This is a genomic window from Massilia hydrophila (assembly GCF_020208145.1).
Lineage (GTDB): Bacteria > Pseudomonadota > Gammaproteobacteria > Burkholderiales > Burkholderiaceae_D > Telluria > Telluria hydrophila.
In genome coordinates, this window is sequence record NZ_JAHYBX010000001.1 from 190,328 (window position 1) to 213,726 (window position 23,399).

Annotated in this window: 16 protein-coding genes; 12 read left to right on the plus strand and 4 right to left on the minus strand. The window is 68.1% G+C overall.

Going from position 1 to position 23,399, the window contains the following annotated elements:
* Positions 1-2 precede the first annotated feature (2 nt).
* The 3 genes from LE190_RS00775 to LE190_RS00785 form a co-directional block, all read right to left on the minus strand.
* Positions 3-1,760, minus strand: coding sequence for an ABC transporter ATP-binding protein (locus LE190_RS00775; protein WP_225238025.1), 1,758 nt, complete (start codon positions 1,758-1,760; stop codon positions 3-5).
* Positions 1,761-1,782: 22 nt separating this feature from the next.
* Positions 1,783-3,534 carry an ABC transporter ATP-binding protein gene (locus tag LE190_RS00780; protein ID WP_225236936.1) on the minus strand — a complete coding sequence of 584 codons (1,752 nt, stop codon included), beginning with the start codon at positions 3,532-3,534 and terminating at the stop codon, positions 1,783-1,785.
* 158 nt (positions 3,535-3,692) lie between these two features.
* Entirely contained in the window at positions 3,693-4,253 is a 561-nt protein-coding gene (locus LE190_RS00785; RefSeq protein WP_225236937.1) for a hypothetical protein, read from the minus strand.
* 192 nt (positions 4,254-4,445) lie between these two features.
* Between LE190_RS00785 and LE190_RS00790 the strand changes: the two genes are divergently transcribed.
* The 6 genes from LE190_RS00790 (at position 4,446) to LE190_RS00815 (ending at position 13,136) form a co-directional block, all read left to right on the plus strand.
* Positions 4,446-5,720: an amidohydrolase family protein gene (locus tag LE190_RS00790; protein ID WP_225236938.1), complete on the plus strand. Its 1,275-nt coding sequence runs from the start codon at positions 4,446-4,448 to the stop codon at positions 5,718-5,720.
* A gap of 124 nt (positions 5,721-5,844) precedes the next feature.
* Entirely contained in the window at positions 5,845-6,372 is a 528-nt protein-coding gene (locus tag LE190_RS00795) for a GNAT family N-acetyltransferase (RefSeq protein ID WP_225236939.1), read from the plus strand.
* A complete protein-coding gene (locus LE190_RS00800; RefSeq protein ID WP_225236940.1) occupies positions 6,369-6,938 on the plus strand; it encodes a GNAT family N-acetyltransferase in 570 nt (189 codons plus the stop codon). Before LE190_RS00795 ends, LE190_RS00800 begins: the two co-directional genes overlap by 4 nt.
* Positions 6,939-7,005: 67 nt before the next feature.
* The gene (locus LE190_RS00805) at positions 7,006-7,998 is read left to right on the plus strand and encodes a diacylglycerol/lipid kinase family protein (protein WP_225236941.1); all 993 of its coding nucleotides are present in this window, start codon (positions 7,006-7,008) and stop codon (positions 7,996-7,998) included.
* Positions 7,999-8,524: 526 nt separating this feature from the next.
* Positions 8,525-11,197 carry a TonB-dependent receptor gene (locus LE190_RS00810; RefSeq protein ID WP_225236942.1) on the plus strand — a complete coding sequence of 891 codons (2,673 nt, stop codon included), beginning with the start codon at positions 8,525-8,527 and terminating at the stop codon, positions 11,195-11,197.
* Between the two features lie 166 nt (positions 11,198-11,363).
* On the plus strand, positions 11,364-13,136 hold the full coding sequence (locus LE190_RS00815; protein ID WP_225236943.1) for a DEAD/DEAH box helicase: 1,773 nt from the start codon (positions 11,364-11,366) through the stop codon (positions 13,134-13,136).
* A 67-nt stretch (positions 13,137-13,203) separates the two neighbouring features.
* On the opposite strand, the gene LE190_RS00820 is transcribed toward LE190_RS00815, so the two are convergent.
* Positions 13,204-14,073, minus strand: a complete 870-nt coding sequence (locus LE190_RS00820; protein WP_225236944.1) for an alpha/beta hydrolase — start codon at positions 14,071-14,073, stop codon at positions 13,204-13,206.
* A 204-nt stretch (positions 14,074-14,277) separates the two neighbouring features.
* On the opposite strand from LE190_RS00820, the gene LE190_RS00825 reads away from it, so the two are divergent.
* The 6 genes from LE190_RS00825 (at position 14,278) to LE190_RS00850 (ending at position 23,385) form a co-directional block, all read left to right on the plus strand.
* Positions 14,278-15,612 carry an MFS transporter gene (locus tag LE190_RS00825; protein ID WP_225236945.1) on the plus strand — a complete coding sequence of 445 codons (1,335 nt, stop codon included), beginning with the start codon at positions 14,278-14,280 and terminating at the stop codon, positions 15,610-15,612.
* Positions 15,613-15,714: 102 nt separating this feature from the next.
* On the plus strand, positions 15,715-17,346 hold the full coding sequence (locus tag LE190_RS00830) for an alpha-D-glucose phosphate-specific phosphoglucomutase (protein WP_225236946.1): 1,632 nt from the start codon (positions 15,715-15,717) through the stop codon (positions 17,344-17,346).
* Between the two features lie 28 nt (positions 17,347-17,374).
* Positions 17,375-19,084 (plus strand): alpha-amylase family glycosyl hydrolase, encoded by a 1,710-nt coding sequence (locus LE190_RS00835; RefSeq protein ID WP_225236947.1) that lies wholly within the window; start codon positions 17,375-17,377, stop codon positions 19,082-19,084.
* Between the two features lie 132 nt (positions 19,085-19,216).
* Positions 19,217-21,082, plus strand: a complete 1,866-nt coding sequence (locus LE190_RS00840; RefSeq protein WP_225236948.1) for a glucokinase — start codon at positions 19,217-19,219, stop codon at positions 21,080-21,082.
* A gap of 93 nt (positions 21,083-21,175) precedes the next feature.
* Positions 21,176-22,999, plus strand: a complete 1,824-nt coding sequence (locus LE190_RS00845) for a TonB C-terminal domain-containing protein (RefSeq protein WP_225236949.1) — start codon at positions 21,176-21,178, stop codon at positions 22,997-22,999.
* 71 nt (positions 23,000-23,070) lie between these two features.
* A complete protein-coding gene (locus LE190_RS00850; protein WP_225236950.1) occupies positions 23,071-23,385 on the plus strand; it encodes a YciI family protein in 315 nt (104 codons plus the stop codon).
* The last annotated feature ends 14 nt before the right edge of the window (positions 23,386-23,399 follow it).

Here is a 23,399-nt window from a genome sequence, read left to right on the forward strand (position 1 = left end):
GGCTAGAGCGCGATCTGCTGCAGCAGGTAGAGGCGCTGGTACAGGCCGCCCTCGATGCGCATCAGCTCCTCGTGCGAGCCCGCCTCGGTCAGGCGGCCGTGGTTCAGCACCACGATGCGGTCGGCCGCGCGGATGGTCGACAGGCGGTGCGCGATCGCGATGATGGTGACCTTGCCGCGCAGTTCTTCCAGCGCTTCCTGCACGATCTGCTCGGTGGCGCTGTCGATGCGCGAGGTGGCTTCGTCCAGCAGCAGGATGCGCGGCTGGCCGGCCAGCGCGCGCGCGATCGCCAGCAGCTGCTTCTGGCCGGCGGACAGGCGCGAGCCGCCTTCGCCCAGCTGGGTGTCGTAGCCCTGTTCGAGCGCCGCGATGAAGCCGTGCGCGTGCGCCGCGCGCGCCGCCGCCTCGATCGCCGCCTGTGGCAGGCCGCGTCCCATGTCGATGTTCTCGCGCGCCGTCGCGGCCAGGATGAACGGGTCCTGCGGCACCAGGCCCACTTCGTTGCGGAAGCGCTCGTTGCCGATCGCGGCCAGCGGCATGCCGGCGATCTCGATGAAGCCTTCGTCCGGTGTGTAGTAGCGCAGCAGCAGCGACAGCAGGGTCGACTTGCCGCTGCCGGTATGGCCGACGATGCCGAAGAAGGCGCCCTGCGCAATCTCGAGCGAGAGATCGTGCAGCACGCGCTGGCCCGGCACGTAGGCGAAGTTCAGGCCGCGCACCTGCACCGCCGGCGCGCGCGGGTCGAACTCGGCATCGTCCTGGATGCGGCCGGCGGCGTGCTCCGCGGCGCCGCTTTCGTCGAGCAGGCTGGCCACGCGCGCGGTCGCCACCACCGCTTGCTGCAGGCCGCTGAACTGCATGGTGATCTGGATCAGCGGCTCGACCACGCGTGCGATGTAGCTGATGAAGGCGTACAGCACCCCGACTTCCACCGCGCCCAGTTCGCGCTGGCCGAAGCCGAAGATCACGATGGTGAGCAGCACCACGTTGAGCAGGTCGAGCGCGGGCCGCAGCAGCAGGGCGTTGGCGCGCAGCTCGGCCAGGCGCGCCGTATAGTGGGCGCGGTTGGTGGCCAGGAAGCGCTCGCCGAAACGCAGCTGCGCATTGCTGGCCTGCAGCACGCTCATGCCGCCGATCGACTCGGCGATCTGGCCATTGATGTCACTGCGCAGGGCGCGCGCGCGGGTCACGGCCGGCGCCGACAGGCGCTGGTAGAGCCAGACGATGCCGACCACCGCCGGCACCAGGGCCAGCACCACCAGCATCAGGCGCCAGTCGAGCCAGGCCATCGCGGCCAGGGTCCCGACCAGCACGATGCTGGAGTCGAGCATCACGAACAGCACCTGGATGTAGAGGGTCTTGACGGCCTCGGTGTCGTTGGTCACCCGGCTTACCAGCTGGCCGGTGATGGCGCGGTCGAAGAAGGCCATCGGCAGGCGCAGCACGTGGCCGTACACCCATTCGCGCAGGCGGCGCACCGAGCGCATCGCCAGGCCCGACAGCCGGATCAGCTGCAGATAGCGGATCCAGGACGAGGCCCAGCCGGTGACGACCAAGCCGCCGAGCAGCAGCGCCATGCGCGGCCAGTCCATCTGGCGGGTCAGGAAGTGGTCGTCGATCAGGGCCTTGCCCAGCAGCGGGCCGAGCACCTCCAGTGCGGCGGCGATCGCCAGCCAGAAGGTGGCCCAGCCCAGGTGGCGCCGGTCGGGCGCGGCGGCGCGGCGCAGCAGGCCGGCCGCCTGCCCGGCCTGGGCCCGCATCTGCTGCGTTTCGGTGTGTGCGTCAGTCGGCGTCAATGCTGGCCTCCAGTTGTTGGTAGCGCCACTGGCTGGCATACCAGCCGTCCAGCGCCAGCAGTTCCTCGTGGGTGCCGGTCTCAAGGATGCGGCCCTCGCGCAGCACCACGATGCGGTCGGCCCCGGCCACCGCCGACAGGCGGTGGCTGGCGATCACGGCCGCGCGTTCCGGCCGCGCCAGGCGCAGCTCCTCGAGGTGTTCCAGGATGCGGGTCTCGGTGCCGGTGTCCACCGCCGACAGCGCGTCGTCCAGCAGCAGCAGGGCGCTGTCGGCCAGCAGCGCGCGCGCGATCGCCACGCGCTGGCGCTGGCCGCCCGACAGGGTGATGCCCTTTTCGCCCACCGGGGTGTCGTAGCCCTGGGGGAAGCGCAGGATGTCGTCGTGGATCGAGGCCATCCTGGCCGCTTCTTCTACCTGCGCGCGCGAGGCGCCCGGGCGCGCCAGCGCGATGTTCTCCGCGATGGTGGCCGAGAACAGGAAGGATTCCTGCGGCACCCAGCTCATGGCGGCGCGCAGTGCGGCCAGGCGGTAGGCATGCAACGGCTGGCCGGCCCAGGATACCGTGCCGGACTGCGGTGTGGCCTGGCGCAGCAGCACCCGCAGCAGGGTCGACTTGCCGGCGCCGGTGGGGCCGACCAGGCCCAGCGTCTGTCCCGGCTCGATGCGCAGCGAGACATCGTCCAGCGCCGGCAGCTGCGCGTCGTGGTAGGCGAAGCGGACCCGGTCCAGCGCCAGCGGGCCGTATCCCACCTGTTCCAGCGTGCCGTGGTCCTCGACGGTGAGCGGCATGTCGAGCAGCGGCTGCAGGCGCGCCAGGCCGGCGCGGCCGCGCTCGATCAGCGAGAGCACCCAGCCGGCCGCGAACATCGGCCAGATCAGCTGGCCCAGGTACATCGAGAAGCTGGTGAGCGCGCCCACCGTCAGCTCGTTGTGCCATACCAGGTAGCCGCCCAGGCCCAGGGTCAGGCCGGTGGCGGCGGTGAGGGTCAGGCCCACGGCCGGCTCGTAGGCCGCTTCCCAGCGCTGGGCAGCCAGGCTGGCGTCGGCCGCCTGGCCCGCCAGTTCGCCGAACTGCGCGCTGCTGCGCGCTTCCAGGCCGATCGCGCGCAGGGTGCGCACGCCGGTGAGCGATTCCTGCACATGGTCGTTCAGGGCCGAGAAGCGCTTGAGCGCGTCGGCTTCGGCGGTATGGACCTGGCGCGAGATGCGCCAGAAGGCATACGCCATCAGGGGGAAGGGCAGCAGGGCCACGGCGGCCAGGCGCGGGTCGACCCCGAGCGTCATGATCCCCAGCACCATCACCAGGGTCAGGCTACCGTCGAAGCCGGCCAGCATGGCTTCGCCGGCCGCCATCTCGATGGCGTCGATGTCGTTGGTGGCCAGGGCCATCAGGTCGCCCGTGCGCTGGCGCTGGTAGAAGCCCGGGCCCTGGCTGGCCAGGCGCGCATACAGGCGCGTGCGCAGCTCGACGCCGAGGTTGTAGGCGGCGGAATACAGGCGGATGCGCCAGCCGACCCGCAGCACGTAGATGGCCAGGCCCAGCCCGAGCAGCTGGGCCAGTCCGAGCAGCAGCGCGTCCTGGTCGAGGCGATGCGCGGCCAGGCCGTCGATCAGGGCGCCGACCTTGCGTGGGATGAGGACCGTGCACACGGCCACGCCGGCCAACATGAAGGCCGACGAGACGTAGGCGGGCCAGTGGCGGCGGACGAAACCGCTGATCAGGCGTGCGAGGCTCATGGAGCCGCACCTGGGCGAGGGCACATGGCGTTTCCTTGAAAAGTGTGGGCCCGGCTTGCCACGTCCGGAAACGCCAAGCGGGCCGAAGCCCGCTAGTGTAGTCGCTTTGCCAATCCCGCGCAGGCGCCGCCTGGCGTGACGTGCCCGCCAGGCGGCGCTTATTTCTTGCGCTTGGGTGCGGCCGGCGCGAGCGTGGCTTTCGGCGCCGCGCCAGGCGCCGGCGCGAGCGGGGCGGCGGCCGGGTGCGCGGCCATGGCGGCATGCGCCTCTCCCTTGCCGGCGGCCGTGGCGATGGCTTTCGGCTCGGCCACCGGAACCGGCGCGGGGATGGCGGCCAGGACTTCAGGCGCCGCAGCCGGTTCGGCCACGACCAGGGGTTCGGTCACCTGGGCGTCCACCTGTGCGGTCTCGGCCTTGGCTGGCAACGCGGAAGTGGCGGCCGCATCGGCCACCGGTTCGGGCCGCGGGGCCAGGGCGGCTGCTGGGGCGACCGCGGTGTCGGCAGGCTGCACGCCGGCGCCGGACAGCGCGCGGCCCTGGGCGAGGGCGAAACCGGCGCCGAGCGCACGCGTGGCCGCTTCGCGCGATGCGGCCAGTTGCAGGGCGGCGAGCCGGCTGGCGCTCTCCAGTGCCTGGGTGCTGAAAAATTGGAAGAAATCGAGCTGCGCTTCGAACTGGGCCTTGCCTACTGCGGAAAACTGGTCGCGGATCTGGGTCATGGAGGTTTCCTTGTCGGTCATTTATGGCGCACTGCAATATCGGCTAGTGTATCCATGATTCGGCAAGCTTGCAAAGTCTTGTTGGCCGGAATGGCAATTAATTATTGCATTGCAGCATGGTGCTTGCCCGCCCGCCTCGGCGTCCAGCCCGCCCGGATGGGCTTACAATCGGGACAACAAGGAGGAGCACGCATGGATCTCGTGATTCGCAATGCCACCCTGCCGGATGGCAGCCGGGACATCGACATCGGCATCAACGGCGAGCGCATCGCCGCCGTGGAAAAGCGCCTGGCGGCCCAGGGCGCGCGCGAGATCGACGCCGACGGCGGCCTGGTCAGCCCGCCCTTCGTGGACGCGCATTTCCACATGGACTCGACCCTGAGCTACGGCCTGCCGCGGGTGAACCGCAGTGGCACCCTGCTGGAAGGGATCCGCCTGTGGGGGGAGCTCAAGCCCCAGCTGGCCCAGGAGGCGATCGTCGAGCGCGCGCTGCGCTATTGCGACTGGGCGGTGGCGCGCGGCCTGCTGGCGATCCGCACCCATGTCGATATCTGCGATGACCGCCTGCTGGCGGTGGAAGCGCTGCTGGAAGTGCGCAAGCAGGTCGCGCCCTACCTCGACCTGCAGCTGGTGGCCTTTCCGCAGGACGGCCTGCTGCGCAGTCCCGGCGCCTTCGGCAACCTGAAGCGCGCGATTGCCATGGGCGTCGACGTGGTTGGCGGCATCCCGCACTTCGAACGCACCATGGCGGACGGCGCCGAATCGATCCGCCTGCTGTGCGAGTACGCGGCCCAGCACGACCGGCGCGTGGACATGCATTGCGACGAGACCGACGACCCGATGTCGCGCCATATCGAGACCCTGGCCTACCACACGCAGCGCCTCGGCATGCACGGCCTGGTGGCCGGCTCGCACCTGACCTCGATGCACTCGATGGACAACTATTACGTCAGCAAGCTGCTGCCCCTGATCGCGGAAAGCGGCGTCGCCGCCATCGCCAACCCACTGATCAACATCACCCTGCAGGGCCGCCACGACACCTACCCGAAGCGGCGCGGCATGACGCGCGTGCCGGAACTGCTGGAGGCGGGCGTGGACGTGGCCTTCGGTCACGACTGCGTGCTCGATCCCTGGTACGGCATGGGTTCCGGTGACATGCTGGAAGTGGCCCACATGGGCCTGCACGTGGCCCAGATGACGGGGGTGGAGGCGATGCACCAGTGCTTCCTGGCGGTGACCGAAACCCCGGCACGCATCCTCGGCCTGGAAGGCTACGGCCTGGCGCCCGGATGCCAGGCCGACCTGGTGCTGCTGGACGCCGGCTCCACGGTGGAGGCGATTCGCCTGCGCGCGCCACGCCGGCTGGTGCTGCGGCGCGGCGCCGTGGTGGCCGAGGCGCCGCCGGCCCAGGCCACCCTGCACCTGCCGGGACGCCCCGCCAGCACGGATTTCCGGATGCCGCAATAGGACCGAAGTGGTGGCTGGACGGATCGCAACAGAGGCCGCACGATACGACCAGCGCGCCGTGAAGCAGGCCCGGTTTGGTCTAGAATAGAACGCTTTCCAGTTCAGTAACGCGTTTCGACAGCCCGTGAAAGACATCCAGATCCGTCCCGCCGGCGAGCACGATTTCGATGCGATGTGGAGCATCTTCTGCGCCCACGTCGCCGCCGGCGAAACCTATCCCTTCACCAGCGCGACCTCGCGCGAGACCGGCCATGCCTACTGGCTCGGACCCGACGTGGCGAGCTTCGTCGCGACCAGCGGCGGCGAGCGCCTGCTCGGCATGTACCGACTGGTGCCGAACCAGGTGGGGCGCGGCCACCACGTGGCGAACGCTTCCTACATGGTCAGTCCCTCGGCCCAGGGCGCGGGAGTCGGGCGCCTGCTCGGCGCGCATAGCCTGGAGGAGGCGCGCAGGCGCGGCTACCTGGCGATGCAATTCAACTATGTGGTGAGCACCAACGGCAGCGCCATCCGGCTCTGGAAGAAACTCGGCTTCTCGATCGTGGGCACGCTGCCCAAGGCCTACCGCCACAAGCGCCTCGGCTACGTCGATGCCTACGTGATGTACCAACTGCTGCGCGACCCTGACCACTGGCCGACGGCGGACGCATGAGCGGCCAGCCCGGCGCCGAGATCCTGCTCACCGAACGCCTGCGCCTGCGCCTGCTGACGCCGGGCGACGCGGCGCACTACCTGGAAGTATTGAACGATCCTGCCTTCATCGCGCATATCGGCGACCGCGGCGTGCGCACGCTGGAAGCGGCCGTGAAGTCGATCGAGGACGGTCCGGTGGCGATGCAGCGCGCGCTCGGCCATTCGATGTATATGGTGGAACTGCGGGTGGAACTGCGGGTGGAACTGCGTGGGAACGGCAGGGAGGGCGGGGTGCCGGTCGGGATGTCGGGCCTGATCAAGCGCGACGGGCTCGAGGACGTCGACATCGGCTACGCCTTCCTGCCGCGCTACCGCGGACGCGGGTATGCCTTCGAGGCGGCGCAGGGCGTGGTGGCGCATGCGCGCGCGCTCGGCATCCCGCGGCTGGCCGCCATTACCACCCCGGGGAATGCGGCCTCGATCGCGCTGCTGCTCAGGCTTGGCATGCGCTTCGAGGGCACGCGCACGCTGGCCGAGGGCGCGCCGGCGCTGAACCTGTACCGCATGGCGCTGTCGGAGCGCTAGCGCACCGTGGCGTGTGGGCGCCGGGTGTAGGATGCCTGCAGGTCCACTCACCGAAACACGAACCACGATGCCCAGCACCGCGCCGCGTCCCGACGCCACGTATTTCATCGTCATGAATGCGGGATCGGGCCATTCCGAGACCGAACTGCGCCGCTCCACCATCCAGCAGGTGTTCGATGGGGCCGGACGGCGCTGCCACCTGGAGCTGGTCGAGGATCCGGCCGGGCTGGAAGAGCAGGCGCGCGCGCTGGCGGCGCGCGCCATGGCCGAGGAGGGCATCCTGGTGGCGGCCGGCGGCGACGGCACCATCAACACGGTGGCGCACCAGGCGGTGCTGGCCGGCTGTCCCTTCGGCGTCCTGCCGCAGGGCACCTTCAATTACTTCGGCCGTACCCACGGCATTCCCGAAGACCTGGCCGAGGCCGTGTATGCGCTGCTGCGCGCCAAGCTACGGACGGTACAGGTCGGCTTGCTCAACAACAAGATATTCCTGGTCAACGCCAGCGTCGGCCTGTATCCGAAGCTGCTCGAAGAGCGCGAGCTGGACAAGCGCCACTATGGACGCAGCCGGCTGGTTGCCTTCTTTTCGGCAATCAAGATCGCGCTGCGGCCGCACCGGCACTTGCGCATCACCCTCGAACTCGACGGCAAGGAGCGCCGCCTGCGCACGACAACCTTGTTTGTCGGTAACAACCGCCTGCAACTGGAGCAGGTCGGCATGCGCGACGGCCTGATCGAAGCCGTGGAGGACGGCCAGCTGGTCGGCATCGCGCCGCGCCCGATGGGCAAGCTCGGCCTGTTGCGCCTGCTCATCCAGGGGCTGCGCGGGCGGCTCGGGCAGGACGAGGAAGTCGAGGCCTTCGCCTTCAAGCGCCTTACCGTGCGCACGCCAGCCGTGTACGGGCGCAAGCGCATGAAGGTCGCGGCCGACGGCGAGGTGAGCAGGATGACGATGCCGCTCGAATTCCGGGTGCTGGAAGGACGCCTGCACCTGCTGGCCCAGGGCCCCTCGCGCAAGGAGGCGCGGCCGGTATCGGGCGAAGCCGAGGCCTTGTCCTGAGCGTGAATTTCGTGGATTGGTCCCCCCGTGTGTGTCCGTAGTCGCACTACAGCAACGCCCCCAACGCATCCCTGATTCGTCCTCCCGGCCCGGCGTGGCCACGCGTTCGGCAAGCGCATCCGGCTGCTGATCGACATCATAGCTTTCTAGTCAAAGTACACTTTTCCAAGCACAGTTCTTCTGGCCAGGCCAGCCATCCCGCAACGATCAATCCTGCTGCGACAGCTCGCACCAACTTGGTGCAATTACCAAGGATTAAGTGGCAAATTTCCCCATTTGTAGTGCGACTACAGAAACAGATGCACTGTTTTGTAGCTCAAATACAACGAGAAACCGGTCTCCGTCTGCCGTTTTCGGGAAAAACATGCCATTATCGTAGTAACAAGCAACTCTCGTTGACAGTGCATCTAGTTTTAGTACATCATCCGTGATGGAACGTACAAAACCGTTTGCTTGAGGCTGCCGTGCCGCTGCCTGTCGCGCTGTAGTTTCGGGAAAAAACTATTCGTCTTTATTGAGGGGACAAATGAATATCTTCGCAACCAAGCGCGCCGCCCAGCCGGTTCGCCACGTATTTCAGCTGAGCCCGGTTGCTACCGGCTGCGCCATCTTCGTTGCGGCCATGGCCGGCAACGTCCATGCGCAAACCACGGACGCCAGCGCCACGCCGGCCGTCGACGGTGCGGTCCAGACCGTGACCGTGACCGGCATCCGCCGCGCCATCGAAGACGCGATCGCCGTCAAGCGCGAGTCGACCGGTATCGTGGAAGCCATTTCCGCCGAAGACATCGGCAAGCTGCCGGACATGTCGATCGCCGAATCGCTGGCGCGCCTGCCGGGCCTGTCGGCCCAGCGCACCAACGGCCAGGCCCAGACCATCAGCATCCGCGGCACCTCGGGCGACCTGTCGACCGCGCTGCTCAACGGCCGCGAGCAGGTCACGACCAGCTCGGACCGTACCGTCGAATACGACCAGTACCCGTCGGAACTGATCAATGCCGTCACCGTCTACAAGACCTCGGACGCCGGCGTGATCGGCCAGGGCCTGTCGGGCACGGTCGACCTGCAGACCATCAAGCCGCTGTCGCTGCGCGAGCGCACCATCAGCGTCAACGTGCGCGGTGAAAAGAACTCCAAGGGTTCGGTCAGCGCCGGCTCGCCGGACACCGGAAGCCGCGTCAGCGCATCCTACATCGACCAGTTCGCCAACCGCACGGTCGGTATCGCCATCGGCTATGCACGCCAGGACAAGCCGAACGTGCACGAGCAGTTCGAGACCTGGGACTGGGTCGATTCGGGCGGCACGCCGAACGTCAAGGTGCCGAAGGGCATCAAGGCCCTGGCCGTCACCGGCGACCAGGTGCGCGACGGCCTGATGGGCGTGCTCGAGTTCCGTCCGAACCGCAATTTCAGCTCGACCTTCGACGTGTACCACTCGCGCTTCGACCAGGAAGAGATCCGCCGCGGCATGGAAATCCCGCTCAAGGACGACGGCAGCGTCACCTTCACCAACGGCCGCACCGTCAACGGCGTGATGGTCGAGGGCGTCGCCAACAACGTCAACCCGGTGGTGCGCAACAACCGCATGAAGCGCGACGACAAGCTGACCGCCTTCGGCTGGAACAACCGCTTCACCTCGGGCGACTGGGTCGGCGTGCTCGACATCAGCCGTTCCAAGGCCGACCACCGTGAAGAGCTGGTCGAGATCAACGCCGGCCGCCAGGCCCGCCAGAGCCTGAACTTCGCCTACAACGGCGCCCGCGTGCCGACCCTGAGCCTGAGCGGCGTCTATGACGATCCGGCCCAGCTGCGCATCGGCGGCCAGTTCGGCGAAGGCTACGTCAACGCGCCCTACATGACCGACGAGATGACCTCGGCGCGCGCCAGCATCGAGCGCAAGTTCGACCACAACGTGTTCAGCAGCCTGGAACTGGGCTTCAACGTGTCCAAGCGCGAAAAGGAAAAGCAGCACCTGGAAACCGGCTTCTCGAAGATCGGCGACGGCAGCTTCGCGGCCAACGTCATCAACGGCTCGCAAGACCTGTACGGCCTGCCGAATACCCTGAGCTGGGACATCCAGGGCGTGCTGAACCAGAACTTCGGTCCATTCACCCCGGCCATCCTGGTGCCATGGGGCGCGACCAAGAACTGGTTCATCGAAGAGAAGGTCAAGACCGGCTACGCCAAGCTGAACATCGATACCGACCTGATGGCGATGCCGCTGCGCGGCAACATCGGCATCCAGGTGGTCGAGACCGACCAGAGCTCGACCGCGAACACCCTGCGCGCCTGGCCGTTCGCCGACCTGGTGCCGCTGACCGACGGCAAGAAGTACACCGACTACCTGCCGAGCATCAACCTGGCCTGGAGCCTGCCTGACCAGCAGTTCATCCGCTTTGGCGCCGGCAAGACCCTGGCACGCGCCAAGCTGAACCAGCTGAACGCGGCGCTGGAAGTCGGCCTGACCGCCCAGAGCACCGGTACTCCATGGGGCAACGGCGGCAACGCCCAGCTCGACCCGTGGCGCGCCAAGCAGGTCGACCTGTCATGGGAAAAATACTTCGGCAACAAGGGCTACGTGTCGGCAGCAGGCTTCTACAAGGACCTGACTTCCTACATCTACACCGTGACCACGCCGCGTGATTTCTCGGAATACCGCCTGGTCGGCGCAACCACCAACATCGGTACCATGACCCAGCCGCGCAACGGCAAGGGTGGTTCGATCGAGGGCCTGGAGTTCGCCGCCTCGGTGCCGCTGGAAATGGTCAGCCCGATGCTGAACGGCTTCGGCATCACCGCCAACGCCTCGTTCACCAACAGCGAGATCACGATCCTGGACCAGCGCTTCGCCGGTATGAACATTCCGCTGCCTGGCCTGTCCAAGCGCGTGTTCAACGTCACCGCCTACTATGAGAACGATGGCTTCTCGGCCCGTGTGAGCCAGCGCTACCGCAGCGACTTCGTCGGCGAGATCGGCGGCATCGGCGGCGCCACCGAGCTGACCTACGTGAAGGCCGACAAGGTCGTCGACCTGCAGCTGGGCTACGACATCAAGCAAGTGCCGGGCCTGTCGCTGCTGTTCCAGGTGAACAACCTGACCGACACCGCCTTCCGCAGCTACGCCGGCAGCGAAGACCGTCCGCGCGGCTACAGCAAGTACGGCCGCCAGATGCTGTTCGGCCTGAACTACAAGCTGTAAGCAGTGCCAGCCGCCCCTTCCGGGGCGCAGCGCAACCCTTGCAGGCAGCGATGCCTGCAAGGGCTTTTTCTTTTTTACCGCATGACAATGTCCGGCAGTTTGCGCCGGGCTTCCGGGCGACAGTGTAAACTGGCGCCTTCGCACCTACTTTATGAGCATCTCCCCCATGTCTGACACCCCTATCCCGTCGTTCGCCGACCTCGACATTTCCGCGCCCGTCCTCAAGGCGCTGAAGGAAGTCGGTTATGAAACGCCGTCGCCGATCCAGGCCGCGACCATTCCGCTGCTGCTGGCCAACCGCGACGTGCTCGGGCAGGCCCAGACCGGCACCGGCAAGACCGCCGCTTTTGCCTTGCCGATCCTGTCGCGCATCGACATCAAGCAGGCCACGCCGCAGGCGCTGGTGCTGGCGCCGACGCGCGAACTGGCGATCCAGGTGGCGGAAGCCTTCCAGAGCTACGCGGCCCACATCAAGGGCTTCCACGTGCTGCCGATCTACGGCGGCCAGAGCTACGGACCGCAGCTGTCGGCGCTGCGCCGCGGCGTGCACGTGGTGGTGGCGACCCCGGGCCGCGTGATCGACCACATTGAAAAAGGCTCGCTCGACCTCTCGATGCTCAAGACGCTCGTTCTGGACGAAGCGGACGAGATGCTGCGCATGGGCTTCATCGAGGACGTCGAGCACATCCTGCAGCAGACCCCGCCGGAGCGCCAGACCACGCTGTTCTCGGCCACCATGCCGCCGGCCATCAAGCGCATCGCCAAGACCTACCTGCGCGACCCGCAGGAAATCACGGTCGCCGCGAAGACCGGCACCGCTGCCAACATCACCCAGCGCTACTGGCTGGTGGCGGGCATGCAGAAGCTCGACGCGCTGACCCGCATCCTGGAAGCCGAGCCCTTCGACGGCATGATCATCTTCGCGCGCACCAAGCTGGGGACAGAGGAACTGGCGACCAAGCTGCAGGCGCGCGGCTTCGCGGCCGTCGCCATCAACGGCGACATGGCCCAGCAGGCACGCGAGCGCACCATCGAGCAGCTCAAGAGCGGCAAGATCGACATCCTGGTGGCGACCGATGTCGCCGCCCGCGGCCTGGACGTGGACCGCATCAGCCATGTGATCAACTACGACGTGCCGTCCGACCCGGAAAGCTATACCCACCGTATCGGCCGCACCGGCCGCGCCGGCCGCAGCGGCGAAGCGATCCTGTTCATCACCCCGCGCGAACGCGGTTTGCTGAAGGCGATCGAGCGTGCCACGCGCCAGCCGGTGGCGCCGCTGCAGCTGCCGACCGTGAAGGCGGTGAACGAAGTGCGCATCGCCCGCTTCAAGGAACAGATCGCGGCCACCCTGGCCGAAGGCGGCCTGGAGATGTTCCGTTCGCTGGTGGAAGAGTACGAGCGCGAGCAGAACGTGCCGGCGGTGGACATCGCCGCCGCCCTGGCCAAGCTGGCGCGCGGCGACCAGCCGCTGCTGCTGGAAAAGCCGGACCGCGAGGCCAGGCCCGAGCGTGCCGACTTCGTGCCGCGCGTGCAGGACGCCTGGGAAGAGCGGGCGCCGCGGGCACCCCGTGAGCCACGTGAACCGGCCTTCAAGAAGGAGCGCGTGGTGCGCGAAGCGGAACCGGGCATGGCCACGTTCCGCATCGAGGTCGGCCACCAGCATGGCGTCAAGCCGGGCAACATCGTCGGTGCGATCGCCAACGAAGCCGACATGCCGGCCAAGTACATGGGCCGCATCGAGATCTACGACGACTACAGCACCATCGACCTGCCGGACGACATGACGCCGGAACTGATCGACCACCTGCGCACGGTGTGGGTCGCGGGCCAGCAGCTGAACATGACGCGCGACGGCGTGGAAGCGCCGATCGTCACGGCGCCGAAGAAGAAGAGCTTCACGAAGGCGGGCACCAAGAAGCCGCACCGTAAAGGCTGAGGCAATTCGTCGCGCGGGCGGGTCTTCCCGCCCACGCGTTCAGCTCCCGGATGGGCGGACGCTCCGCCTACCTGGCCCTGTCGGGCGCGAACATCCACAGCAGGGCTTCCCGCAATTCGCCCGCCCAGAACGCCTCGTTGTGCTCCGCCCCCGGCACGGTCTTGAGCACTGTATTCCCGGCCGGATGTCCGGTCTGCTTGAGCACCTGCGCCATGCGCTGGACGTCCGCATTCATCTGCGCGCCTTCCTTCCCGCCCATCAAGAGGTACAGGCGCGCGTCCTTCGGTACCGGCTTGCCGCTCACGAAGCCGAACACCGGCTGCGCCGTCCAGTAGGCCGGAGAAAACACGCCCGCCTTGCCGAATACTTCCGGGTACTGCGCCAGCGCGTAATGCGAGGCCAGCCCGCCCATCGAGCTGCCCATGATCGCCGTATGCGCGCGGCCGGGCAGGGTACGGTACTGGCGGTCGATCATCGGCTTGACGGTGTTGACGATGAAGTCGGTATAGGCCGGGCCTTCGCCCTTGCCGAACTTTTCGTGGTCCCAGGCGTTCAGCTCCGTCAGGCGCTTGTCGCCGCCATTGTCGATGCCGACCACGATCAGTTCCAGCCTGCCTTCGCGCGCCAGCGCGTCGATTGTCTCGTCCACCCGCCATTCGCCGGAGAAGGCGCTCGCCACGTCGAACAGGTTCTGGCCGTCGTGCATGTACAGTACGGGGTAGCGCTTGCCGGAAGTCGCGTAGCCGGGCGGCAGGTAGAGGCGCAGCTGGCGCTTGCGTTCCAGCCCCGGCATCGGCACCGGCTCGCCCAGCAGGCTGACGCCGGGCAGGGCGGTCGAGGCTTTGGCGGCGATGGCCGGCGCGTCGGCGGCAAGGGCGGGCGCGCACAGCATCGTGCCCAGCAGGATGGAAAGGGCGGCGCGGCGAAGGGCAGGCATCGGTGTCTCCTGGAGTTTCCTGTGTTGTTTAACTACAGCGCCCCATGGTGGGACGGGTTTGTTGTGGGGATTCTACTATGGCAGTGCTGTGATTGACACCCAGAAATCGCCATGTTATTTTGCTACAGCTACGGTGGGCTAGCCGCAGTCGCGCTGCCCGCATCACACGAGAGCCCGCCAGGTCCGGGCCATTTTGGGGACATCATGGATATGCAAACTGGCGTGCTCAAGCCGCGCCTGTCGTTCTGGCAGCTCTGGAACATGAGCTTTGGCTTCTTCGGCATCCAGTTCGGCTTCGCACTGCAGAACGCCAACACCAGCCGGATCTTCTCGACGCTGGGCGCCGATCCCGACAACCTGGCCCTGTTCTGGCTCGCCGCGCCCGTCACGGGCCTGCTGGTGCAGCCGGTGATTGGCTACCTGAGCGACAATACCTGGCACCCGAAATGGGGCCGCCGGCGTCCGTTCTTCTTCATCGGCGCCGTGCTGGCGGCGATCGCCCTGTTCCTGATGCCGAACTCCGCCGCCCTGTGGATGGCGGTGGCCGTGCTGTGGCTGATGGACGCCGCCATCAACGTATCGATGGAGCCGTTCCGCGCCTTCGTGGGCGACAAGCTGGACGCCTCGCAGCAGACCGCGGGCTATGCGATGCAGACCTTCTTCATCGGCTGCGGCGCCGTGATCGCTTCGCTGCTGCCGACCTTCTTCGAAGCGATGGGCGTGTCCAACGAAGCGGTGGGCGGGATGGTGCCGGACACCGTGCGCTATTCCTTCTACGCCGGCGGCGCGATCTTCTTCCTGGCCGTGCTCTGGACCGTCATCAGCGCCGACGAACTGCCGCCGCCCGACATGGAAGCCTTCAAGGCCGAGCGCCAGCACGCGCGCAGCCTGGGCGTGGCCCTGCGTGAGATCCTCGGCGGCTTCGGCAAGATGCCCAAGACCATGGTGCAGCTGGCCTTCGTCCAGTTCTTCACCTGGATCGCGCTGTTCGCGATGTGGATCTATACCGGGTCGGCGATCGCCGACAATGTCTACGGCACGGTCGACGCCCAGTCGTCGGAGTTCCAGGCCGCCGGCAGCTTCGTCGGCATCATGTTCGCCGTGTACAGCGGCGTATCGGCGCTGGCCGCCTTCATCCTGCCGGTATTCGCCCGTGCGACTTCCCGCAAGACCGTGCATGCGACCTGCCTCGCGATCGGCGGCCTGAGCCTGGCCAGCATCTACTTCATCACCGAGCGCAACATGCTGATGCTGCCGATGATCGGCGTCGGCCTGGCCTGGGCCTCGATCCTGACCATGCCCTACGCGATCCTGGCCGGTTCGCTGCCGGCCAAGCGCATGGGCTACTTCATGGGCCTGTTCAACTTCTTCGTCGTGATTCCGCAGATCTGCAGCGGCCTGCTGCTGGGCGGCGTGACCCGCCACTTCTTCGGCGGCCACACCGTGCTCACCCTGGTGCTGGGCGGAGCCTCGATGCTGCTGGCGGCGGCGCTGACCCTGTTCGTCAGCGACCGCGCCGCGCCGGTGAAGTCGGCCTGATTTCCTGGCCAGAGCGCGCGCGCCAGTGATTACGCGCCTGTCGTATCGTGACGTTTTACCAACATCGCACGGTGTTGCAACACGTCACGACAGGAGCGAAGCATGAGTATCCAGACCGTCCCCACCACGCCGTTCGCCGGACAGCGGCCCGGCACCTCGGGCCTGCGCAAGAAAGTCACCGAATTCCAGCGGCCCGGCTACCTCGAGAATTTTGTCGAAGCGATTTTCCTGATCGTCGGTAGCGGGGGCGGCTGCGGCCTGGTGGTCGGCGGCGACGGCCGCTATTTCAACCGTGAAGCGATCCAGACCATCCTGCGCATGGCCGCCGCCCACGGCGTGGCCAGGTGCCTGGTGGGGCGCGGCGGCATCCTGTCGACGCCGGCGGTCAGCTGCGTGATCCGCAAGCGCGCCGCCTTCGGCGGCATCGTGCTGTCGGCCAGCCACAACCCGGGCGGTCCGGACGGCGACTTCGGCATCAAGTACAACATCGAGAACGGCGGCCCGGCGCCGGAGAAGATCACCGAGGCGATCCATGCCGCTACCCGGACGCTGAACTGCTACCACATCAGCGATTGCCCTCCGGTGGATCTCGACCGGCCCGGCAGCACGCGCATCGAAGGCATGACGGTGGAGGTGATCGACCCGGTCGCCGACTATGCCGAACTGATGGCGCGCCTGTTCGACTTCGACGCCATCCGCGCCCTGTTCGCGCGCGGTTTCCGGATGCGCTTCGACGCCATGCACGCGGTCTCGGGACCGTACGCGCAGGCCATCATCGAAGGCATGCTGGGCGCTCCGGGCGGCACCGTGGTCAACTGCACACCGCTGGAAGACTTCGGCGGCGGCCACCCGGACCCGAATCCGGTCAACGCGGCCGAGCTGGTGGCCCACATGAACGGGCCCGATGCGCCCGACCTGGGCGCCGCCTCGGACGGCGACGGCGACCGCAACATGATCGTCGGCCGCGGCCTGGCGGTCACGCCTTCGGACAGCCTGGCCATCATCGCCGCCAACGCCGCCGTGGCGCCCGGCTACGCGAAGGGCATCACCGGCATCGCGCGCTCGATGCCGACGTCCCGGGCGGCCGACCGCGTCGCGGACAGCCTGGGCATCACCTGCTTCGAGACCCCGACCGGCTGGAAATACTTCGGCAACCTGATGGACGCCAACCTCGCCACCCTGTGCGGTGAAGAGAGCTACGGCACCGGCTCGCACCACATCCGCGAGAAGGACGGCCTGTGGGCCGTGCTGTTCTGGCTGAACCTGCTGGCCGTGCGCGGCCAGTCGGTGGAAGAGATCGTGCGCGGGCACTGGGCCCGCTTCGGCCGCAATTACTATTCGCGCCACGACTACGAGGCGGTCGATGCCGGCGCCGCCGACGCCCTGATGGAAGCGCTGCGCGCGCGCCTGCCGGAGCTGGCCGGCCGCACGCTGGGGAGCTTCCGCGTGGCCGAGGCCGACGATTTCGTCTACCACGACCCGGTCGACGGTTCGGTGGCCACCCACCAGGGCATCCGCATCATCATGGCGGACGGCTCGCGCATCGTGTTCCGGCTGTCCGGCACCGGCACCGAAGGCGCCACCATCCGCCTCTACCTCGAACGCTACGAAGCCGATCCGGCGCGCCACGGGCTCGATACGCAGGCGGCGCTGGCCGACCTGGCTGCCATCGCCGACGACATCGCCGGGCTGCGCCAGCGCACCGGCCGCGCGCAGCCTTCCGTGATCACCTAGACCCCCCAACGCCACCACAGGAACCCGCATGAAACCATCCGTCCTTGCCGCCTCCCTGCTGCTTGCCCTCGGCGCCACTGCCGGCGCTGCCGCGCAGACCCCCAGCCAGCCCGCATCCAGCGCGGCCGGCCAGGCCAGCCGGCAAGCCGCCAAGCCCTTCCTGTGGGAGAACGCCGTCGTGTATTTCCTGCTCACGGACCGCTTCCACAACGGCGACCGCGGCAACGACCTGGCCTACGGGCGCAAGGCGGATGCGGCCACGCTGCGCGGCTTCATGGGCGGCGACCTGAAAGGCGTCACCGCGAAGATCCGCGAGGGCTACTTCAAGGAACTCGGCGTCGACGCGATCTGGCTCACGCCGCCGGTCGAGCAGATCCATGGCTCGACCGACGAGGGCACCGGCAAGTCGTATGGCTTCCATGGCTACTGGGCGCGCGACTTCACGGCGGTGGACGCCAACCTGGGCAGCGAACAGGACTACCGCGAGCTGGTCTACACCGCCCACGCACACGGCATCCGCGTGATCCTCGACGTGGTGATGAACCACACCGGACCGGTCACCGGGCAGGACCCGGTGTGGCCGTCGGACTGGGTGCGTACCGGCCCGACCTGCAACTACAAGGATGCCCCGACCACGGTCGACTGCACCCTGGTGGACAACCTGCCGGACTTCCTCACCGCCAGCCGCGCCAACGTGGCGCTGCCGCCGCAACTGGTGGCGAAGTGGAAGCGCGAAGGGCGCTACGAGCGCGAGGTGAAGGAGCTGGACGCGTTCTTCACGCGCACCGGTTACCCGCGCGCGCCGCGCTACTACCTGATCAAGTGGCATACCGACTGGATCCGCAAGTACGGCGTGGACGGCTTCCGTGCCGACACCGTCAAGCACACCGAGCCTGGCCTGTGGAAGGAACTCAAGCAGGAGGCCAGCCTGGCCTACGAGGAGTGGAAGCGCGCCAATCCGGACAAGCGCCTCGGCGACCTGCCTTTCTACATGGTGTCGGAAGTCTATAACTATTCGATCCGGCACGGCCACCGCTTCGACATGGGCGGCGGCGTCGAGGTGGACTGGCTGGCGCAGGGCTTCGACAGCATGATCAACTTCAGCATGAAGTCGGATGCGGCCCAGGGCTACGAGGCGCTGTTCTCGAGCTATGCGGCAGCGCTGCACGGCCCGCTGAAGGGCTATTCGGTACTCAACTACATCAGCTCGCACGACGACGGCGGCCCCTACGACCCGTTGCGCCAGCGTCCGTTCGAGTCGGCCAACAAGCTGATGCTGGCGCCGGGTGCGGCCCAGATCTACTACGGCGACGAGACCGCGCGCCTGCTCAACGTAAAAGGCGCGCAAGGCGACGCCACGCTGCGCTCCTACATGAACTGGGACGAACTGGCGGCCAATGCGTCGCGCGGCAGCTACCGGGTGGGCGAGGTGCGCGAGCACTGGGCCAGGCTGGGCCGTTTTCGCGCCGCCCATCCGGCGGTAGGGGCGGGCACGCACCAGATGCTGGCGGCGAACCCCTACACCTTCAAGCGCAGCTGGCACAAGGATGGCGCCAGCGACCGCGTGGTGGTCGCGCTCGACCTGCCGCGCGAGCGGGCGGTGCCGGTGACGGTGGCCGGCGTGTTCCACGACGGCCAGACCGTGCGCGACTGGTACACGGGCGGCACGGCGGTGGTCAAGGACGGCAAGGTGCAGTTCCCCGAGGCCGCGCCGGTGGCCCTGATCGCCCAGGATTGAACCCGACTGGAACACGACTGACCCTCGACTGAAAGACGCGCCGGAAGACCGGGTCGCAGGCATTTTTTTGCCATTCGTTCAATGGTATGCTTGTGCGATCCGGGACGGCAGTCCCACCCGAATTGGACCGCGATGACCGTTGAACCCGATACCGACCTGAAACCCACCCGCGCCGCCTTTGCCGACGGCCCGCGCCTGCTTGCCGACATCGGCGCCACCCATGCGCGCTTCGGCCTGGAAACCGCGCCCGGCGTGCTGCGCCAGGTGGCGGTGCTGCTGTGCGACGACTACACCGGCATCGTGCCGCTGCTGCACGCCTACCTGGCCCAGGTCGGCAACGTACGGATCAACCACGCGGCCTTCGCGCTGGCCAATCCGATCAGCGGCGACACCATCCGCATGACCAACCGCGACTGGACCTTCTCCACCGACGAGCTGCGCCGCACGCTCGGCCTGTCCACGCTGCTGATGGTGAACGACTTCACGGCGCTGGCGATGGCGCTGCCGGGCTTCGCGCCGAAGGACCTGTTGCAGGTGGGCGGCGGCGCCCCGCAGAGCCATGCGGTGGCCGGCGTGCTCGGCCCGGGCACGGGTCTGGGCGTGTCGGGCGTGATCCCGACCATCGACGGCTTCGTCACGCTGGGCAGCGAAGGCGGCCACGTGAACTTCGCGCCGGCCGACGAGCGCGAGTTCGCGATCCTGCAGTACGCCTGGAAGGAATGGCCGCACGTGTCGAACGAGCGCCTGATCTCCGGCCCCGGCATCGAACTGATGTACCGCGCGCTGGCGCACGGCAAAGGGGTGCAGGTGGCGCCGCGCAGCGCGGCCGACATCGTGAGCGGCGCGCTGGACGAGCACGACGCGCTCTGCCTCGAGACCCTGGAAACCTTCGCCGGCATGCTGGGCGGCGCGGCCGCCAACCTGGCGGTGACGCTGGGCGCCTTTGGGGGCATCTTCATCGGCGGCGGCATCGTGCCGCGCATCGCCGAATGGTTCGCCACCTCGCCGTTCCGCGCGCGCTTCGAAGCCAAGGGCCGCTTTACCGAATACATCGCGCAGATTCCCACCTACGTGATCATGACGCCGAATCCGGCCCTGTACGGCGTCGCCCGCATCCTGTCCGAGCACCTGCGCGGGCGCAGCGGCGCGAATACCCTGATGGACCGGGTGCAGCAGCTGCGCCACGAACTGTCGCCGGCCGAGCAGCGCGTGGCCGCCCTGGTGCTGGAGCATCCGCGCAAGGTGCTGTCCGAGCCGATCGCGGAAATCGCGCGCCTGGCCGACGTCAGCCAGCCGACCGTGATCCGCTTCTGCCGCTCGCTCGGCTTCCAGGGCCTGGCCGAATTCAAGCTGAAGTTCGCCGGCAGCCTGACCGGCGCGATTCCGGTGCGCCACAGCCAGGTGCGCATGAGCGACAGCACCCACGACCTGTCGGCCAAGGTGATCGACAACACGGTGTCAGCGATCCTGAAGTTCCGCGACCAGCTCGACGTGCATGCGATCGACCGCGCCATCGAACTGCTGCGGCGCGCGCGCCGCGTCGAGTTCTACGCGATGGGCAATGCGCGCGCGGTGGCGCTGGACGGGCAGCACAAGTTCTTCCGCTTCCGCATCCCGGCCGCCCTGTACGGCGACTCGCACCTGTTCACGCTGGCCGCCGGCCTGCTGGGACCGGGCGACGTGGTGATCGCGATCTCCACCGCCGGCCAGCTGCCGGACCTGCTGGCCGCGGTGGACACCGCGCGCGCGGCCGGCGCCGACGTCATCGCCATCACCACCAGCAAGTCGCAGCTGGCGAGGAAGGCGACGGTCTGCCTGGCGGTCGATCATAGCGAAGACAGCACCACCTTCCTGTCGATGATTTCGCGCATCCTGCAGCTGCTGCTGATCGACATCATGTCGGTCGGGATCTCGCTCGGCACCCAGGTCCAGGATGGGGCACAGGAGCAGGCGGGCGATGCCCAGGGCCGGCTCCTGATCTCGCACCTGGACAGCTAGGCCGGGAGCGTTCCGCAGGCGCGGCCGCTCCTGCGGGTGTTGTGTTAGCATCGGTAAATTCCTTGCCTTAAGGATAATTTTCGTCGCCGCCACATGCCCGATCCGATCCTGTCTTCTTCCGCAGCCAGCAGCGCGGCGTGGTCCGCGCCGGGCCTGCGCGCGGGTGGCGATGGCGCATGGGCGGCGTCTGCCGTGGCGCGCGTGCCGTGGCGCATGCGCATTGCGCTGCTGGTGTCGCTGCTGCTGCATGCCCTGCTGCTCAGCCTCAGCATCGGGGGCGATGCGCTCGGCTTGCCCGGCCTGCGCCTTCCCTGGGAAGAACGGCGGCTGGCGGCGCATGAACTGCGGGTCGTGATCGCGGGCGAGCCGGTGGCCGTGCCGGCACGGGCCGTGCCGCCGCCTCCGCCGTCAGTATCCCCGTCGTCGCCCGCTCCCGCGGTCCCGTTGGCGCCACCCTTGCCGGCACCGCTTTCCCTTCCGCCACCTCCTGCGCCGGTTCCAGCTCCGGCTGCGGCGCCGCCAGACAGCCAGGCCGGCCCGGTGGCCAGCGTGACCGAACCAGTATCCCGTGCCGACTCCGGGCCGCAGCGCGCCGTCGAACGCCCCGTGGAGAAAAAGGCCGAAGCGCCGCCAGCCCCGGTCGTGGCGGAGGTGAACGCGGGCACGCAGGCCGAAGCGAAACGCGCGAGCGAGGCGGAACAGGCGGAACAGGCGGCACGGGAAGCGCAACAGGTGGCGGCGCGCGAGCAGCGGATCCTGGACAGCTTGCGTGCCGAACAGGCCGCGCGCACCGAGGCCGCACGTGTGGACGCCCAGCGCCAGGAACAGGCAAGACAGGAAACGCTGCGCCAGGAGGCCATGCGGCAGGAGCAGGCAAAGCTGGCCGAGGCAACGGCGCAGGAGCAGGCCCGGCAGGAGCAGATGCGGCAGGAACTGGCACGGCAAGAGCAGGGACGCCAGGAGCAAGCCCGCCAGGAAGCGCTACGAGAGGAACAAGCGCGCCAGGAGCAGGCGAGGCAGGAACAGGCGCGCCAGGAGCACGCTAGGCAAGAGCAAGTCCGCCAGGAACATGCACGCCAAGAGCAGGCTCGGCAGGACCAGGCACGACAAGAGCGGGCACGACAAGAGCAAGCCCGACAGGAACAGGCTCGGCAGGAGCAAGCACGACAAGAGCAAGCCCGACAGGAACAGGCACGACAGGAGCAGGCACGCCAAGAGCAGGCTCGGCAGGAGCAAGCGAGGGCGGAGCAGGCAAGGGCGGAGCAGGCAAGGGCGGAGCAGGCTCGGCAGGAGCAAGCTCGGCAGGAGCAAGCAAGGGCAGAGCAGGCAAGGGCAGAGCAGGCAAGGGCAGAGCAGGCAAGGGCGGAGCAGGCAAGGGCGGAGCAGGCAAGGGCGGAGCAGGCAAGGGCGGAGCAGGCACGGCAGGAGCAGGCGCGCCTGGAGCAGGCCGGCCGCGAGCGCGCCGAGCAGGAGGCCCGGCGCGAGGAGCGCCTGCGCGCGATCGGCCAGCAGCTCGACCGCGAAGCCGCCCAGCGGGCGCAGGCGAACCAGCCCACGGTCAGCGGCCTGCGCCGCGGCTGGCTGTTCGGCCGCGCCGACGCCAACGCCGAACTGGTCCAGTACGCGCAGGCGATGGGCCGCAAGATCGAGCTGAACATGGCCTTCGACCTCGTGCGTGACGTGGTGAAGCAGCCGCACGTCGCGCCGGTGGTGACGGTGGCGGTGCGCGCCGACGGCAGCGTCGAGAAGGTCACCTTCGTGACCTCCAGCGGCGTGCCGGCAATCGACGAGGCGGTGCGCAAGGTGATCGCCAGCCAGGCACCCTACGGTCCCTTCCCGCCGGCCCTGGCGCGCCAGTACGACGTGGTCGAGATCCGCCGTACCTGGAAATTCGACGTCGCCATCCGCCTCGAGTGAGGCCGAGCGGTGCGTCGCCGCCGCCGCGCTTCTGCTAAGGTTCGATCGACCATTACTGCAGAGGAGCCGGCATGGAGCGATACCTGATCGTTTACCGCGGATCGACCATCGACGAGTCGGAAGGTCCGCAACACGACCCGCAGCGCTGGAGCGCGTGGTTCGACGCCCTCGGCGGCGCGCTGGTGGACCGCGGCGCGCTGACGCACAGCGGCGTCGAGGTGCCGAGCCGGCTGCGCGGCCCGAAACTCAGCAGCAGCGCCTTGTCGGGCTACTCCGTGATCCATGCGGCCGACTTCAACGAGGCGGTGCGCCTGGCCGAAGACTGTCCCATCTTCGACGAGAAGGGCTCGCTGGAGATCGCCCGCCTGGCCGGGCCGGATGCCTGAAGGGCGGCGAGAAC